Below are 13,838 nucleotides of genomic sequence, written 5' to 3'. Positions count from 1 at the left end.
GTGGCTTCCTGTTTCGCTGGGTCCGGCCCTCCGCTAGGCGGCGGGTCTTACAGTCCCTCCGCAGGCGTTTAGCCTCTCCGCCCGTCCGGCGGCGAGGATGTTGATCGCGGCGTTGACGTCCCGGTCGTGGACCGCGCCGCACGGGCACGTCCACGACCGGACGCTCAGCGGCATCGTGCCCGCCACGGCGCCGCACGCCGAGCACAGCTTGCTGGAGGGGAAGAACCGGCCGGCCTTGGCGAAGGTGCGGCCGTACCGTCCGGCTTTGTACTCCAGCATGGCCACGAACTGCGACCAGCCCGCATCGTGCACGCTCTTGGCCAGCCTCGTGCGGGCCAGGCCCTTCACACACAGGTCCTCCACATACACCGCTTGATTGTCGCGGATGATCTGCGTGGAGAGCTTGTGCGCGAAGTCCCGGCGCGCGTCGGCCACCCTGGCGTGAGCACGGGCGACCCGGGCCGCGGCCTTCTTCTGGTTCGCCGACCCCTTGGCCTTGCGGGACAGGGCCCGCTGAGCCTTCTTCAACCGTCGTCCGGCGCGGCGCAGAAACCTCGGGTTGTCGATCTTCCGGCCGTCTGAGAGCACCGCGAAGTGGGTGAGCCCCAGGTCGATACCGACCTCGTCCGGCGTCTGCGGCAACGGATCTGCGCCGGTCTCGACCACGAACGAGGCGAAGTACCGCCCCGCCGCGTCCTTGATGACCGTCACGCTGGAGGGCTCGGCGGGCAGATCACGAGACCATCGCACCGGCACGTCGCCGATCTTCGGCAGGCGCAGCTTCCCGCCCGCCGTGACCGTGAAGCGGGCGTTCCTGGTGAACCGGATCGCCTGCCGGTTGTCCCTCTTGGACCGGAACCGGGGCGCGGCCACCTTCGGCCCCTTGCGCTTGCCGGAGATCGAGGCGAAGAAGTTGCGGTACGCGGTGTTCAGGTCGGCCAACGCCTGCTGAAGGACGACCGCCGACACCTCGCCCAGCCAGGACCGTTCCGGCGTCTGCTTCGCCTGCGTGATCACCAGTTTGGACAGGTCCCCGTCCGAGACGTACGGCAACCCCTGCTCCCGGGCCTCCTGCCGTAAGCGCAGCCCGTCGTTGAACACCGTCCGCGCGCACCCGAACGCCCGCGCCAGCGCCTGGCGCTGACCGGCGGTCGGGTAGAGGCGGAAGTTGTACCGAAGCCGCACACCATGATCATACCATTGGCCTATGGGTGAACATGGCGATATCAGAACAGGCAGACACTGCGTTTTCGTCCTGCACGCACACTTGGTTTTCGTGACAAAGTTCCGGCATCGGGTGTTCACCGGGACGCACCTGGAGCGCATGGAACAGATCATGCGGGAGGTGTGCGCGGACTTCGAGTGCGAGCCGGCCGAGTTCAACGGCGAGAGCAACCACGCCCACCCGCTGGTGAACTTCCCGCCGAAGGTCGCGCTGTCTCGCCTGGTCAACTCCCTGAAAGGGGTGTCCTCCAGGCGGCTGCGCACCGAGTTCCCCGAACTGGCCCGCCACTACTACCGGGCGAACAAGCTGTGGTCGGGCTCCTACTTCGCAGGAAGCGTGGGCGGCGCCGCGATCAGTGTCCTGCGGCAGTACATCGAGCAACAGAACCGCCCCGTCCGAGCCGGGTAGACGCCGGATCACCCGGGGGCGATCCGGCTTTCCCCGCCCCGCTACGCGGGAGAGTCCGCTTCACCCCCGGCCTGAAGGCCGGAGCACTGCGGACGACCCAGGGTAGCCCTTGATCACACCGCGGCGGGCGAGTGACCGCACCCGTTCCAGGCAGGTCGAGGGGGCGATGCCGAGCTGCCGGGCGAGTTCCCGGTTGGAGAGCCGGGCATCTGACTGCAGCCAGCGGCCGATGCGCCCGGCCACCCGGTCGCCGTCGTAGGCACGTACTCGACGTTGTCGGCCTCGATCTCGATGACCGGGAAGCCGGCCGCCTCCAGCGCCCGCGAGGTGGACAGCTTCCTGCGCGGTGACGGATACGTCATCCCGGTCACCTGGTTCAGCGATCCCGTGACCAGAGACGGCGAGGTGGCCGGTATGACGGTGCTGTTCACCGGCGACGCGAGCGACCGGGACGCGGCGGACGGCCTCGCGGCGCATGTGACCGCCCTGGAAGATCTCACCGACCGGCTTCATCCATACGCATCCCGGCGGGTCATCAGCCGTCGTGATGGCCGTTTGCGGCATCGGTTGTTTCCGGACGGCCCGCCGTGGCGTTGACTCGGCAGGGCAAGGCAGGAAGGTGAGGCACAGCGGCGCCTTCCTGCGGGACGCCACCTCGGGGAGAGCAGCCACGATGCCAGACGTACGCCGGAGCGAAGACGTCGTCACGTGAGGACAGCGCTGCTGGGACCGATCGCCTGGCGCACGCCTCCACGCCATTACGGCCCGTGGGAACAGGTGACGAGCCTGCTCGCCGAGGGGCTCTTCGCGGCATCGTCCAGGACGAGCGGTACTTCGAAGAAGAGATCGCGCCGAAGGTCGACGGCGAGCGGGTCAGCTTCCTCGGCCCGGTCGGGCCGGAGCGGCGTGGCCGGGTCCTTGGGGGCGCCGCCGCGCTGCTGCATCCCATCACGTTCGACGAGCCTTTCGGCCTGTCGGTGGTCGAGGCGATGGCCTGCGGCACGCCCGTCGTCGCCTACCGGCGCGGATCCATGGCCGAGGTCGTGGATCCTGGTGTGACGGGTTTCCTGGTGGACTCCCTCGACGAGGCGGTCACCGCGGTGGCGCGCATCGCGACGATCGACCGCGAGCGCTGCCGCGCGCAGGCGGAACGCAGGTTCAGCGCCGATCGCATGGTGGCGAGCTATCTGAGGATCTATCGCGAAATTTTAGGACAAAAATAGCGACTGATAGTGTCAAGAGACGCGGACCACGCCATCAGCTGATCGGTCGCGTCGGCCGGGCCCCCGCATGAGGACGGGCCCCCGGTGAAGTCTCCAGGTTCCACCGCACACGCACAGGCAGACGGATCCTCTTCACCGAGCGAGCGGCACCCGACTCCATCAGGGTGCGGCCGGATGACCGAAAGGCGAGGCAGTTGGTCCTCACGTACGGATTTCTCAGCACCCACCCGCCCACCGAGTGCGGGCTGGCGACCTTCAATTCCGCCCTGGCCACCCATCTCGCCAGGGGCGGCATGTCCGGCGGGATCGTCCGTGTCACCGCGAAAGGCGACGACGTACGGCCGCGGCCCGGGGTCGTGCACACCTGGACTCCCGGAGGGCCCGGCGGCTGGCAGGCCGCGGCCTCCGCTCTGGAGGACTTCGACGTGGCCGTCGTGCAGCACGAGTACGGCATCTACCCCGGTCCGGACGGCCAGGACGTCCTGCCGTTGCTGCGGCGCCTCACCGTGCCGAGCATCGTGGTCCTGCACACCGTCCTGGCCAGGCCGACTCCCCCGCAGAAGGCCCTGCTGGAGGAGATCGGGGACGCCGCCGACGCGATCGTGACCATGACCGGCACCGCTCGTGACCGGTTGAAGGCCGGCTACCGGGTGGATGCCGGCAAGGTGTCCGTCATTCCGCACGGGGCCGCCGACCACCTGCGGTTCCCGGCTCAGCGCCGGACCCGTCCGCACCTGCTCACATGGGGGCTGCTCGGGCCCGGCAAAGGGATCGAATGGGCGGTGCGTGCCCTGGCACTCCTGGCGGACCTCGACCCCTCGCCGATCTACACGATCGCCGGCAAGACCCACCCCAAGGTGCTGGAACTGCAGGGCGAGGCCTATCGCGACGGCCTGCGCGCACTCGCCGCCCGGCTGGGCGTGTCCACGGCTGTCCGGCACGACCCCGTCTACCGGGATCAGGACTCGCTGAGCCGGCTGATCCGCTCGGCGGATGCCGTCATCCTGCCCTACGACTCGGCGGAGCAGGTCACGTCCGGTGTCCTCATCGAGGCCGTGGCCGCCGGCGTGCCGGTCGTCGCCACCCCCTTCCCGCACGCCGTGGAACTGCTCGCCGGCGGCCCGGGGCTGCTCGTGCCCCACGGCGACCCCGCCGCGCTGGCCTCCGCCCTGCGCCATCTCCTCACGCGGCCCGGGCTGGCCGACGATCTCACCGGGCGTACCCGCGCCCTGATCCCGGCCCTGCTGTGGCCGGCGGTCGCGGCCCGGTACGACGACCTCGGCCGGTCGCTCGTCGCGGCGCGGCCGGCCGCGATGCTGCCGTGAGCACCGCCGAGCCCGGTTTCAAGCACCTGATCCGGATGAGCGACGACACCGGCCTGTTCGAGCATGCCCGGCACGCCGTGGTCCGCCGCGAGCACGGCTACTGCACCGACGACGTCGCCCGCGGCCTCGTCATCGCCAGCCGCGAGCCGCGCCCCGCCGACCGGCTGACCCGGCTCGCCGAGTGCTACCTGGCCTTCCTCACCCACGCGCAGGATCGTTCCGGCGCCTTCCGCAACCGGCTCACCTTCGACCGCCGCTGGAGCGAGTCGCCGGGCGTCGGCGACTGGTGGGGACGGGCGATGTGGGGCCTGGGCACCGCGGCGGCCCGCAGCGCCATCCCCTGGATCCGGGAGGACGCGCTGACCGCCTTCGTACTCGGCGCCGGACAGCGCTCCCCACATCCACGCGCCATGGCCTTCGCCGGGCTCGGCGCGGCGGAGGTCCTGCGCACCGCCCCGGACAGCGCCGTGGCCGCCTCCCTGCTGACGGACGCCGTGGAGGCGATCGGCGTGCCCTCGGAGAACCCCTCCTGGCCGTGGCCGCAACCGCACCTGACCTACGCCAACGCCGCTCTCGCCGAAGTGATCATCGCCGCCGGTGATCTGAGCGGTGACCGGGGGCTGCTCACCACCGGCCTGCGCATGCTGGCCTGGCTGTCGGACATCCAGACCGAGGACGGTTTGCTCGCGGTCGTGCCTGCCGCCGGCTGGCGTCAGGACGCGCCCCGGAGCCGCTACGACCAGCAGCCGATCGAGGTGGCCGCGCTCGCCGACGCCTGCGCCACCGCAGCCCACGTGACCGGCGACAAGGCGTGGCAGGAGCCGGTACGACGGTCGGTGGCGTGGTTCAGGGGAGCCAACGACGCAGGCGTCCCGATGTGGGACCCGGCGACCGGCGGCGGCTACGACGGCCTGACCGAGCACGGCCCGAACCTCAACCAGGGAGCGGAGTCGACCATCGCGCTGATCTCCACCATGCAGCATGCAAGGTGGCTCCCGTGACGATCAGGGATCTGGCCACGCGGCTCGGCCCGGCCCTCACTCCCGATCCGCGGAGGGTGATCATCAAGCTCTTCGTGCCGGGCGAGGACGCCGCGCTCACCCGTACCAGGGCCGCCGCGCTGATCGACCGCATCATGCTCCTGGGCGAGGACCAGACCACCGAGATGCTCCAGGAGACGCTGCGACGATTCGGCGACCGGCACCACGACCTGGAAGCGACCTTCGCCCATCACCACGACCTGGTCCGCCATCGCGTCCCGCGCGACGTCGACCTGTCCCTTCCTGCCCGCCTCCTCGTGGGCGCCTACTTCAGTCACGAGTACGCCGTGGAGGGCGCGGCGGTGTGCAACCCCTCCATGGTCCCCCATCCCGACCAGTCCGGCCTGCGCCCCGGACAGCTCCGTGTGGCGATCAGCCTGCGGCAGATAGGTGAGGGGCACCTGTCGTCGATCGGCTTCGCCACGGCGCTGCTCGGCCCCGGCTCCGCGCTGGCGATGGCCGACCGCTCAGGAACGCTGTCCGTCGGATGCCGGCTCCGGAGCCGCCACCGGCGCGACCTGCTCGCCGCCGGGCTCTGCGACGGCGACCGGGACAACGAGGTGACGGCCGCCGTCCTGCGGTCGCTGCCGGAGCGTTTCGACGACAACGACTTCGAGGACGCGGTCGCCCGGCTCCCGGCCGACCTGCTCACCCGCACCTCCACCCAGCCGATCCTGGAGGAGATGCGCCGCGCGACGCAGTCCGACTACGCCGTCTCCTTCCCCGCCGATCTCCCCCTGCACCGGCGGGTCCTCTGGCCGTCGACCGCGGCCGAGTGCAACGGGATGGAGGACGCGCGATTCGTCCGTGTCGTCGACCAGGACGGCACACCTTCGTACCGGGCCACCTATACCGCCTATGACGGAAGGCACATCCGGTCCCATCTGATCGCCAGCGACGACCTGCGCCACTTCGAGATCACTCCCATGCGCGGCCCGGCCGCCGTCAACAAGGGCATGGCGCTCTTCCCGCGGCCGGTCGGCGGGCGGACGCTGGCGCTGTGCCGCTCCGACGGCGAGACCATCGGGCTCACGGCGCTCGACCGGCACAACAGCTGGCGAGCGCCGACGCCGCTGCACACGCCCCGCTGGGACTGGGAGCTCATCCAGGCGGGCAACTGCGGATCCCCCATCGAGACCGGCTCCGGCTGGCTCGTCCTGACCCATGGCGTCGGCCCCATGCGTGACTACTCCATCGGCGCCCTGCTGCTCGACCTGCACGAACCGCACAGGGTCATCGCCGAACTCCCCGGAACGCTCCTCACCTCCGACGGCGCCGAACGCGAAGGCTACGTGCCCAATGTCGTGTACTCCTGCGGCGGCCTGCTGCACGGCGACGCCGTGTGGCTGCCCTACGGGGCGAGCGACACCCGCGTCGGATTCGCCCGCGTGCCGCTCGACACCCTCGTCGGCGCGATGCGTCCACCGGGAAGGACGGCCGGCCCGCCGGGGTCGCCGGGTGTTCACGACCGGCGATAAGCGGGACGCGAGTTGCTGCTTTCCACCTCATCCAGCCTGTCAGACGATCAGACAGAACCTGGCTGCCCCGCTCACGACGCTCAAGCGATCGTGCGCGTCCCTCCAGCCACGGTGACCCGTACTTCCTGCCCGCAGGAGCCGGCATGACCACTCCAGATGCCACGCGCGACCTCACACCCTGCACGAACACCGAACAACTCCTGCGCATCACGCCGCTCGTCGAGCTCGTGGGCCTGAGGATCGAAGGCGAGCTCGACTACGTCACGCTGCCCGTCCTGCTCCCCGCGCTGGCCGCGATGTCAGGTCGCGGCAGCTTCTCCATCGACGTCAGTGGCCTGGTGTTCTGCGACGTCGGCGGGCTGCGTGCTCTGGTCACCGCCGCCGCCGGCCTCCGCCCCGGCCACGCCCTGACCATGCGGTCGCCCTCCCCGCAGGTACGACGCCTGCTCAAGCTCACCGGCTGGCACAAGGTGGCCGGCCTCCGTCTGCAGGCGCCGTAGCGACGACATCCGAAAGGCGTTTCCCTGAATGTCCAAACTCTTGTCGTCCACGACGACGTCGGGGGCCGTGGAGGGAAGGTGCCCTCTGGAACAGGCGAGCTTCTCCCTTCCTCCGGAGGAACAGCAGTGAAAGATCGTGACGGCGGGCGGTCCATCCTGGTGGGCTATGACGAGTCATCGGGGAGCGAGCAGGCGTTGCGATGGGCGGCCGAGGAGGCGCGGCTGCGCCACTGTCCTCTGCTGGTCTGCCACGCGTGGCAGTGGCCGTATCCTCTGCGACCCGTCGGCGAGCAGATGCTGGCGCAGGTCGAGCAGATCGCCACCGACGTGGTCCACCACGCGGTGGATCACGTACGTGACCATCACGCCGGCGTCGAGGTCCGGCCCCTCCTGGCCAAAGGCCCGGTCTCGGCGGTGTTGCTGGAGGCCGCGAAAAAGGCCCAGCTCGTGGTTCTGGGCTCCCGGGGAGTGGGCGGATTCGAGGACCTGAGGGTGGGGTCGGCGGCCGTGCAGGTGCCCGCGCACAGTGCCCGGCCGGTCGTGGTCGTACGTCCCGCGGCCGAGCCGATCGATCAACCCGGTTCACGGATCGTCGTCGGCATCGACGGCTCTCCCGCGAGCAAGGCGGCGTTCGGCTTCGCCCTGCGTGAGGCCACCCTGCGCGGCGGGACGGTGACGGCCGTCTGCGCGTGGTGGGATCCCGGAGCCCTGCCCGGGCCTGACCGGCTCCCCTTCGTGGACGCGGCGATGATGCGCGCGGGAGCGGAGACCCGCTTTCAGCAGGTGGTGTCCCTGCTGACCGATCGGTACCCGAATGTGCCGGTGACCACGGAGTTCGTGAGCGAGCGCCCTCCGCGCGCGATCGTCGAGGCGGCCAGGGACGCGACGTTGCTCGTCCTCGGACGCAGCGGGCTCGGCGCCGGGACAGGCGCCCTGCTGGGAGCCGTCACCCAGGCCGCGTTGTCGGGAGTCCACTGCCCGGTCGCCGTGACCCCGTCACCGGGCTGAGAACGCCGACGTCGGCAGATCGCTGGGTAAAGGGGATATGACGTCCTGTAACGACATCGGGGGTACGGACATGGCGCGCTGCCTGGTCACCGGAGCGACCGGCTACATCGGGGGCCGGCTGGTGCCCGAGCTGCTCGCGGCCGGGCATGAGGTGCGCTGCATGGCGCGGTCGCCGGAGCGACTGCGGGATCTCCCCTGGAGAGAGCGGACCGAGATCGTCAAGGCGGACGCCGCCGACGCGAGCCAGGTGCCGGCGGCCCTGGAGGACATCGACGTCGCGTACTACCTGATCCACACGATGGGCGGATCACGCCATTTCGCGGACGAGGACCGCCGGGCCGCCGAGGTCTTCGCCACGTCGGCCGGCCTGGCCGGCGTGCGCCGCATCGTCTACCTGGGCGGGCTGGCCCCGCGGGAACATCTTTCGCCGCATCTGCGCTCTCGCGCCGAGGTCGGCGAGATCTTCCTGCGCGGCCGGACTCCGGCCGTGGTGCTCAGGGCCGCGGTGATCATCGGGTCCGGGTCGGCCTCCTTCGAGATGCTGCGTCACCTGACCGAACGGCTGCCGGTCATGACGACCCCCCGCTGGGTGGCCAGCCTGACGCAGCCGATCGCCGTACGCGACGTGCTGCGCTACCTCACCGCGTGGGCGAGCGTGCCCGGCGAGATCAACCGCGCCTTCGACATCGGCGGCCCGGACGTGCTGACCTACGCCGACATGATGCGGGAGTACGCCGCCGTCGCCGGCCTGCCCAGCCGTGTGATCATCCCCGTGCGCGCGCTCACGCCGCGGCTGTCGAGCCTGTGGGTCGGCCTGGTCACCCCGGTGCCCTCGCGCATCGCACGCCCGCTGGTGGAGTCCCTGCGCAACAACGCCGTGTGCGCCGAGCACGACATCGCCGCCCACGTGCCCGACCCCGACGGCGGGCTGATCAGCTTCCGCGACGCGGTCCGCCTGGCGCTGAAGAAGATCAAAGAAGCCGACGTCGCCACCCGCTGGTCGTCGGCCTCCACGCCGGACGCCCCGAGCGACCCGCTGCCGACCGATCCCGGCTGGGCGGGCGGCAGCCTGTACATCGATCGCCGCGCCATCCGGGTGCCTGCCTCCCCAGAGTCGTTGTGGCAGGTCATCGAGAGCATCGGCGGCGACAACGGCTGGTACTCCCTGCCCACCGTATGGCGGCTGCGCGGCCTGCTCGACCGGATGGTCGGCGGGGTCGGTCTGCGCCGCGGGCGCCGCGACCCGTACCGGCTGAGAGTGGGCGACGCCATCGACTTCTGGCGGGTGGAAGACGTGATCCCCGGTCGTCTGCTGCGGCTGCGCGCCGAGATGCGGCTGCCGGGGCTGGCCTGGCTGGAGCTGAGCGTCTCCCGGTCCGACGGCGGGACCGTCTACCGCCAGCGGGCGATCTTCCACCCGCACGGGCTGGCCGGCCACCTCTACTGGTGGGCCGTCTCGCCCTTCCACGGCCTGATCTTCGGCCGTATGCCGCTCAACGTGGCCGCGGCGGCCGCCCGCCGCGAGGCTCGCCGCCCGGGTCGGGCGTGACGGCGCGGGCGCGGCCGCGTCTACCGTGCCTCTCCGCGGTTGTTCCTGGCCTGTCGCGTGATGTGCCGCCGCGCCCAGTGGACGACGTGGTCGGCGACTTTCTCCCATTGGGGGGCGCCGAGGGAGAAGTGCGGCATGCGGGCGAACTCCTGGTAGTCGGTGACCGCGGAGGACTTGCGGTAGAGCCGGTAGGTCGCCCGCACCAGCGTGACGGGGACGGTGTGGTCGGCGCCGCCGGCGATCAGGAGCAGCGGGGCTCGGGTGCCGTTGCGCACGTCGACCCGGGTGGCGGCGTGCCGGAGCAGGTTGGCGGCGGCGACCTGGAACAGCGGCCGGCCGGGGGCGGGCACGTGATAGCGCTGGTAGATCGCCTCGGACTCCTGCGGCGTCAGGGTGTTGGTGAACGCGTAGTGAAACTGCCTGGGGCTCAGCGCCACGGTCCTGGAACGGTTGCCGGGGTTGGACAGGACCGGCAGGGCCGAACGCAGGCTGTTGAGCGGCAACCGCAGCACGCCCTTGATCGGGGCGGGGTGGATCGCGACGCCGGCGACGCCGAGGCCGCGGTCCAGCAGGATCTGCGTGATCAGGCCGCCGAAGGAATGGCCGACGATGATCGGAGGCCGCGACTGCTCGCGGACGATCCTCTCGTAGAAGTCGGCCACTTCGGTGACGCCCAGGCCGTTCATGACGTCCGGGTTCTTGCGCAGGGCTTCTACCTCGATCTCCATGCCGGGCCAGGCCGGGGCGGACACCTGGTGGCCGAGCGCCGTGTACCGCTCAGTCCAGCGTTCCCAGGCACGTGGGGTCAGCCACAGCCCATGGATGAGGACGATGGGATGCTGGGTGTCCGTGCTCTCGTTCATGGTCTTCTCCTGCTGGGCCGTCGATCGTCCCCTTCAGAGCACAGGAGTGCATGATCGAAGGAAACGGGCAATTCATGCGCAGCTCATCTCCTCAACTGATAACCGGATCCTCGGCCACCTCCGGAACTCAAGAACGGCAAGGTGAATGATGTCGAACGCTCGACCTCCGCGGCGGGCGGACCGCGACGAGGGTGTGGACCAGGCCCTGACGAGCGTCTTGGAGGCGATCGGTGAAGCCTCGCGAGCTCTCGCCCTCAAGACCGCGATGAACATGGCCCTCGACGGTGATCGGCGGCGGCTCGCCGTTCACCTGGAGGCGATGACGCCCGATCAGCTCGCCGGGATGGCCGGCGCCGCGCGGTTGCTCGGCGTGGAGGCCGGCCAGGCGCTGGCCAGAAGAGCCCGGAAGGTCAGGCAGGACCGTCGGTGGAGCCGATGGCGGCGCCCGGAGCGTCTTCGACGGGTGCGGGCTCGATGGAGGAGCTGAGGGGTTCGAGCCAGCCGAGCCGCTCGGCCAGGTGCCGGGCGCTGTCGATGACGGTGGCGATGTGGGGAGAGGGGTTGTCCTGGTGCCACAGGAGTGACCAGGGGTAGTGCGTGGCCGGCTCGATCAGGGGTCGCCAGGTGGTGCCCGGCCGGTTGGAGGTCTGGAAGGAGGAGGGGACGCAGTGCACGCAGCGGCGCTGGAGAACGAGGTCGGCGGCGGCGCGGCTGCTCTGCACGGTGCCCTCGTAGAGGGTGGGGGCGAACCCGGCCGCGCGGCACAGCGTGATGACGAACCCGTTGAGCTCCGGAGTCTGTGACTCCTCGCCGAGAAGCAGGAGTTCGGTGGCCAGAGCGGCCACGGGCACGCCGTCGGACGCGGCGAAGCGGTGCTCGTCGGGCACCAGCACGCCGAGCGGATCGAGCCTGACCAGCTTGCCGGTCACGTCGGCCGGAGCCTGCGAGGCATGTCCGATGGCGATGTCCAGGCGGCCGTCGGCCAGTTGCCGGTACTGCTCGGGAGTGCCTGCCTCGACCTGGTGGATCGTGATGCCGGGATGGGTGCGCTGCAGCTCGCGCAGGATCTGCGGCATGGTGTCGTAGCCGGCGTCGATGATGCCGGCGCGCAGCGTGGGCGCGGAGGTGGCGGCGTTGCGGGCGGCCTGCCTGGCCCGGCCCACGTGGTCGAGGATCTGACGGGCCTCGACCAGGAAGGCGACACCCGCCGGAGTCAGATCGACCTGGTGGGTGCTGCGGTCCAGCAGCCGCATGCCGAGGTCGCGTTCGAGCCGCTGGATCTGCTGGCTCAGCGCGGACTGCACGATGTGCTCGCGGGCGGCGGCCCGGCCGAAGTGCAACTCCTCGGCCAAGGTCACGAAATAGCGCAACTGACGCAACTCCATGTCCGCCACCTCTTCCCGGCCGGGCTGCGCCTATCCGGGCGTCTCCCCCACTCTAGGGCGAGGGCCGACGCGGCGGCGTTCGATGCGCTCGTGGTCTGGCCAGTGCACGCCGCTCACCCAGTTGAGCCGTTCGAACAGGCCGATCACGGCGGCGGACGGGTCGAACTGGCCGTGGTCGACTCCGTGGCGGGCGCAGGACGGCTCGCTGTGGTGCCCGTTGTGCCAGCTTTCGCCGAAGGACAGCAGGGCCAGCGGCCACACGTTGCTCGACCGGTCGTGGCGCCGGGTCTTGAAGGGCCTGTCACCGATGACGTGGCAGAGCGAGTTGACGCTCCAGGTGACGTGCTGGAGGAGCGCGATCCGGATCAGCCCGGCCCACAGGAAGGCGGTCAGGCCGCCGTACAGGGTGCCGGTGATCGCCCAGCCGGCCAGGAACGGCAGCGCCAGCGACAGGGCGCACAGCGCGGGGAAGGCCCGGGCCACCCGCGTCATGGCGGGATCGGCCAGCAGGTCGGGGGCGTAGCGCTCGGCGGGGGTCCGGTCGTCGGTGAACAGCCAGCCCAGGTGGGCGTGGGCAAGCCCCCGAAGCTGCCCGCGCAGGCCGGTGCCGTACCGGTAGGGAGAGTGCGGATCGCCCGGCCGGTCGGTGAAGGCGTGATGGCGGCGGTGCACCGCCACCCAGTCCACGACATTGCCCTGGAAGGCCATCGACCCGGCGACCGCCAGCACCGCGCGCAACCACGGCCGGGCGGTGAAGGAGGCGTGTGTGAGCAGCCGATGGAACCCGACCGTCACCCCCAGGCCCGTCACCACGTAGAGGACCGCGGCGAGCAGGAGATCGGTGAGCGTGACCCCCTGCCCCCATGCCAGGAAGATCGCGACGCCGAGCGCGACGAACGGCAGCACCACGATCGCCGCCGTCAGTCCCGCCTGGAGCCTGCCCGCCGCGACGTGCTCTTCCGCCCCGGGGAAGGGCGATGCGCCGTCGTAGTCCTGACGGCGTTCCGCCGCCTGCTCGGAAATAGTCATACGTCTCCTTCGTCTCGTTCATACGGTGCGGCGGTGCACGTAGCACCAGCGCCAGGTCGATCTTCGATCCAGGGCGGCGACCACCGGGTGGTCGGTCTCCTCGTAGTGGTCGCGAGCGTGACCGCCCCGTGAGTCGTCGGAACAGGCCACCCGCCCGCATGTCAGGCACACCAGTAAGCGGGTCCAGGTCTGGCCGAGGGTCAGACATTCCTCACATTCGGCTCGTCCGTGCTCCACAGCGGGGAGCTGGTCGAGATGATCGCAGCGCGGGGCCTGGCCGTTCAGTCCGGTGCGGCGGGCCGCGTGCGCTTCTTGCGCGTCCAGGGTCATGACGAGACCCCCTCAAGGGCAGCGACGCGAGCTGCGCCGTCTGTTCATCCACCAGTCAAGGCGATCGGCGAACAGGCGGTAAGACGCAATCCGAGCTGGCCTCATCATCTGCGGCGATGAACGGCGGAGGCGGAGCACGACAGCGCCAGGCCACCGCCCGGCCGCCCGGCGATGCCCGCGTCCGTCAAGCGATCCGCCGGAAGATGACGGTCGCGTGGTAGCGGTTGTGATGCTCCCCGTCCGCCTGGGCTTCGGCACTGATGACGTCGAGTTCCGCGGTGGGGCCGAAGAAGCTGAGTGCCTGCGCCCTTGCGTTCTCCCTGATCTCGTCCGGAGTCGCCCCGCTGACGGTGACGCGCAGAGTGAGCGGAAACTGTGCCTTGCTCATGGGTGACCTCCCTTCCCACGTAATGTGCCCCGCTTCACGCCGCCCAGCGGTCCGACGCCGGAGAGATGAGGCGGCATCGGCTCCGGT

15 protein-coding genes and 1 pseudogene are annotated in these 13,838 nt (G+C 70.6%); 9 read left to right on the top strand and 7 right to left on the bottom strand.

Features of this window, described 5'->3' with window-relative positions:
• Positions 1-33 precede the first annotated feature (33 nt).
• Positions 34-1,185, bottom strand: coding sequence for an RNA-guided endonuclease InsQ/TnpB family protein (locus Nocox_RS20900; RefSeq protein WP_219495641.1), 1,152 nt, complete (start codon positions 1,183-1,185; stop codon positions 34-36).
• 22 nt (positions 1,186-1,207) lie between these two features.
• Here Nocox_RS20900 and tnpA point away from each other — a divergent pair, with 22 nt between their 5' ends.
• Complete coding sequence (gene tnpA, locus Nocox_RS20895) at positions 1,208-1,633, top strand: IS200/IS605 family transposase (protein ID WP_026214400.1); 426 nt, start codon at positions 1,208-1,210, stop codon at positions 1,631-1,633.
• A 102-nt stretch (positions 1,634-1,735) separates the two neighbouring features.
• Here tnpA and Nocox_RS20890 read toward each other — a convergent pair.
• Positions 1,736-1,876: pseudogene (locus tag Nocox_RS20890) on the bottom strand (Lrp/AsnC family transcriptional regulator); the annotation flags it as partial.
• A gap of 30 nt (positions 1,877-1,906) precedes the next feature.
• On the opposite strand from Nocox_RS20890, the gene Nocox_RS20885 reads away from it, so the two are divergent.
• The 8 genes from Nocox_RS20885 (at position 1,907) to Nocox_RS20850 (ending at position 9,756) form a co-directional block, all read left to right on the top strand.
• Entirely contained in the window at positions 1,907-2,230 is a 324-nt protein-coding gene (locus Nocox_RS20885) for a hypothetical protein (RefSeq protein ID WP_157383090.1), read from the top strand.
• A 170-nt stretch (positions 2,231-2,400) separates the two neighbouring features.
• Positions 2,401-2,856 (top strand): glycosyltransferase, encoded by a 456-nt coding sequence (locus Nocox_RS20880; protein ID WP_020543568.1) that lies wholly within the window; start codon positions 2,401-2,403, stop codon positions 2,854-2,856.
• A 194-nt stretch (positions 2,857-3,050) separates the two neighbouring features.
• Positions 3,051-4,181 carry a glycosyltransferase gene (locus tag Nocox_RS20875; protein ID WP_020543567.1) on the top strand — a complete coding sequence of 377 codons (1,131 nt, stop codon included), beginning with the start codon at positions 3,051-3,053 and terminating at the stop codon, positions 4,179-4,181.
• Positions 4,178-5,182 (top strand): hypothetical protein, encoded by a 1,005-nt coding sequence (locus tag Nocox_RS20870; RefSeq protein ID WP_020543566.1) that lies wholly within the window; start codon positions 4,178-4,180, stop codon positions 5,180-5,182. Before Nocox_RS20875 ends, Nocox_RS20870 begins: the two co-directional genes overlap by 4 nt.
• On the top strand, positions 5,179-6,699 hold the full coding sequence (locus tag Nocox_RS20865) for a glycoside hydrolase family 130 protein (protein ID WP_020543565.1): 1,521 nt from the start codon (positions 5,179-5,181) through the stop codon (positions 6,697-6,699). Before Nocox_RS20870 ends, Nocox_RS20865 begins: the two co-directional genes overlap by 4 nt.
• 143 nt (positions 6,700-6,842) lie before the next feature.
• A complete protein-coding gene (locus tag Nocox_RS20860; protein WP_020543564.1) occupies positions 6,843-7,199 on the top strand; it encodes an STAS domain-containing protein in 357 nt (118 codons plus the stop codon).
• Positions 7,200-7,325: 126 nt separating this feature from the next.
• Positions 7,326-8,207, top strand: coding sequence for a universal stress protein (locus Nocox_RS20855; protein WP_020543563.1), 882 nt, complete (start codon positions 7,326-7,328; stop codon positions 8,205-8,207).
• Between the two features lie 70 nt (positions 8,208-8,277).
• Positions 8,278-9,756: an SDR family oxidoreductase gene (locus Nocox_RS20850; RefSeq protein ID WP_020543562.1), complete on the top strand. Its 1,479-nt coding sequence runs from the start codon at positions 8,278-8,280 to the stop codon at positions 9,754-9,756.
• 20 nt (positions 9,757-9,776) lie between these two features.
• On the opposite strand, the gene Nocox_RS20845 is transcribed toward Nocox_RS20850, so the two are convergent.
• From Nocox_RS20845 to Nocox_RS20825, 5 genes are all read right to left on the bottom strand, one after another.
• On the bottom strand, positions 9,777-10,619 hold the full coding sequence (locus tag Nocox_RS20845; RefSeq protein ID WP_020543561.1) for an alpha/beta hydrolase: 843 nt from the start codon (positions 10,617-10,619) through the stop codon (positions 9,777-9,779).
• A gap of 410 nt (positions 10,620-11,029) precedes the next feature.
• Entirely contained in the window at positions 11,030-12,004 is a 975-nt protein-coding gene (locus tag Nocox_RS20840) for a LysR family transcriptional regulator (RefSeq protein ID WP_157383089.1), read from the bottom strand.
• Between the two features lie 30 nt (positions 12,005-12,034).
• Positions 12,035-13,033, bottom strand: coding sequence for an acyl-CoA desaturase (locus Nocox_RS20835; RefSeq protein WP_020543559.1), 999 nt, complete (start codon positions 13,031-13,033; stop codon positions 12,035-12,037).
• 18 nt (positions 13,034-13,051) lie between these two features.
• Positions 13,052-13,363: a UBP-type zinc finger domain-containing protein gene (locus Nocox_RS20830; protein ID WP_084685689.1), complete on the bottom strand. Its 312-nt coding sequence runs from the start codon at positions 13,361-13,363 to the stop codon at positions 13,052-13,054.
• Positions 13,364-13,547: 184 nt separating this feature from the next.
• Positions 13,548-13,751, bottom strand: a complete 204-nt coding sequence (locus Nocox_RS20825; RefSeq protein WP_020543558.1) for a hypothetical protein — start codon at positions 13,749-13,751, stop codon at positions 13,548-13,550.
• Positions 13,752-13,838: the final 87 nt, after the last annotated feature.

The sequence above is a fragment of the Nonomuraea coxensis DSM 45129 genome (genome assembly GCF_019397265.1).
In the GTDB taxonomy this organism is placed as follows: Bacteria; Actinomycetota; Actinomycetes; order Streptosporangiales; family Streptosporangiaceae; genus Nonomuraea; species Nonomuraea coxensis.
Note: the sequence above shows the minus strand (reverse complement) of the source record. Positions and strands in the feature narration are given on the sequence as shown.

What these genes read in the sequence shown, in the direction of transcription:
- tnpA (WP_026214400.1), top strand. Translation starts at nt 1,208, where the DNA reads ATGGGTGAACATGGCGATATCAGAACAGGCAGACACTGCGTTTTCGTC.
- Nocox_RS20860 (WP_020543564.1), top strand. Translation starts at nt 6,843, where the DNA reads ATGACCACTCCAGATGCCACGCGCGACCTCACACCCTGCACGAACACC.
- Nocox_RS20850 (WP_020543562.1), top strand. Translation starts at nt 8,278, where the DNA reads ATGGCGCGCTGCCTGGTCACCGGAGCGACCGGCTACATCGGGGGCCGG.
- Nocox_RS20845 (WP_020543561.1), bottom strand. Translation starts at nt 10,619, where the DNA reads ATGAACGAGAGCACGGACACCCAGCATCCCATCGTCCTCATCCATGGG.
- Nocox_RS20840 (WP_157383089.1), bottom strand. Translation starts at nt 12,004, where the DNA reads ATGGAGTTGCGTCAGTTGCGCTATTTCGTGACCTTGGCCGAGGAGTTG.
- Nocox_RS20835 (WP_020543559.1), bottom strand. Translation starts at nt 13,033, where the DNA reads ATGACTATTTCCGAGCAGGCGGCGGAACGCCGTCAGGACTACGACGGC.
- Nocox_RS20830 (WP_084685689.1), bottom strand. Translation starts at nt 13,363, where the DNA reads ATGACCCTGGACGCGCAAGAAGCGCACGCGGCCCGCCGCACCGGACTG.
- Nocox_RS20825 (WP_020543558.1), bottom strand. Translation starts at nt 13,751, where the DNA reads ATGAGCAAGGCACAGTTTCCGCTCACTCTGCGCGTCACCGTCAGCGGG.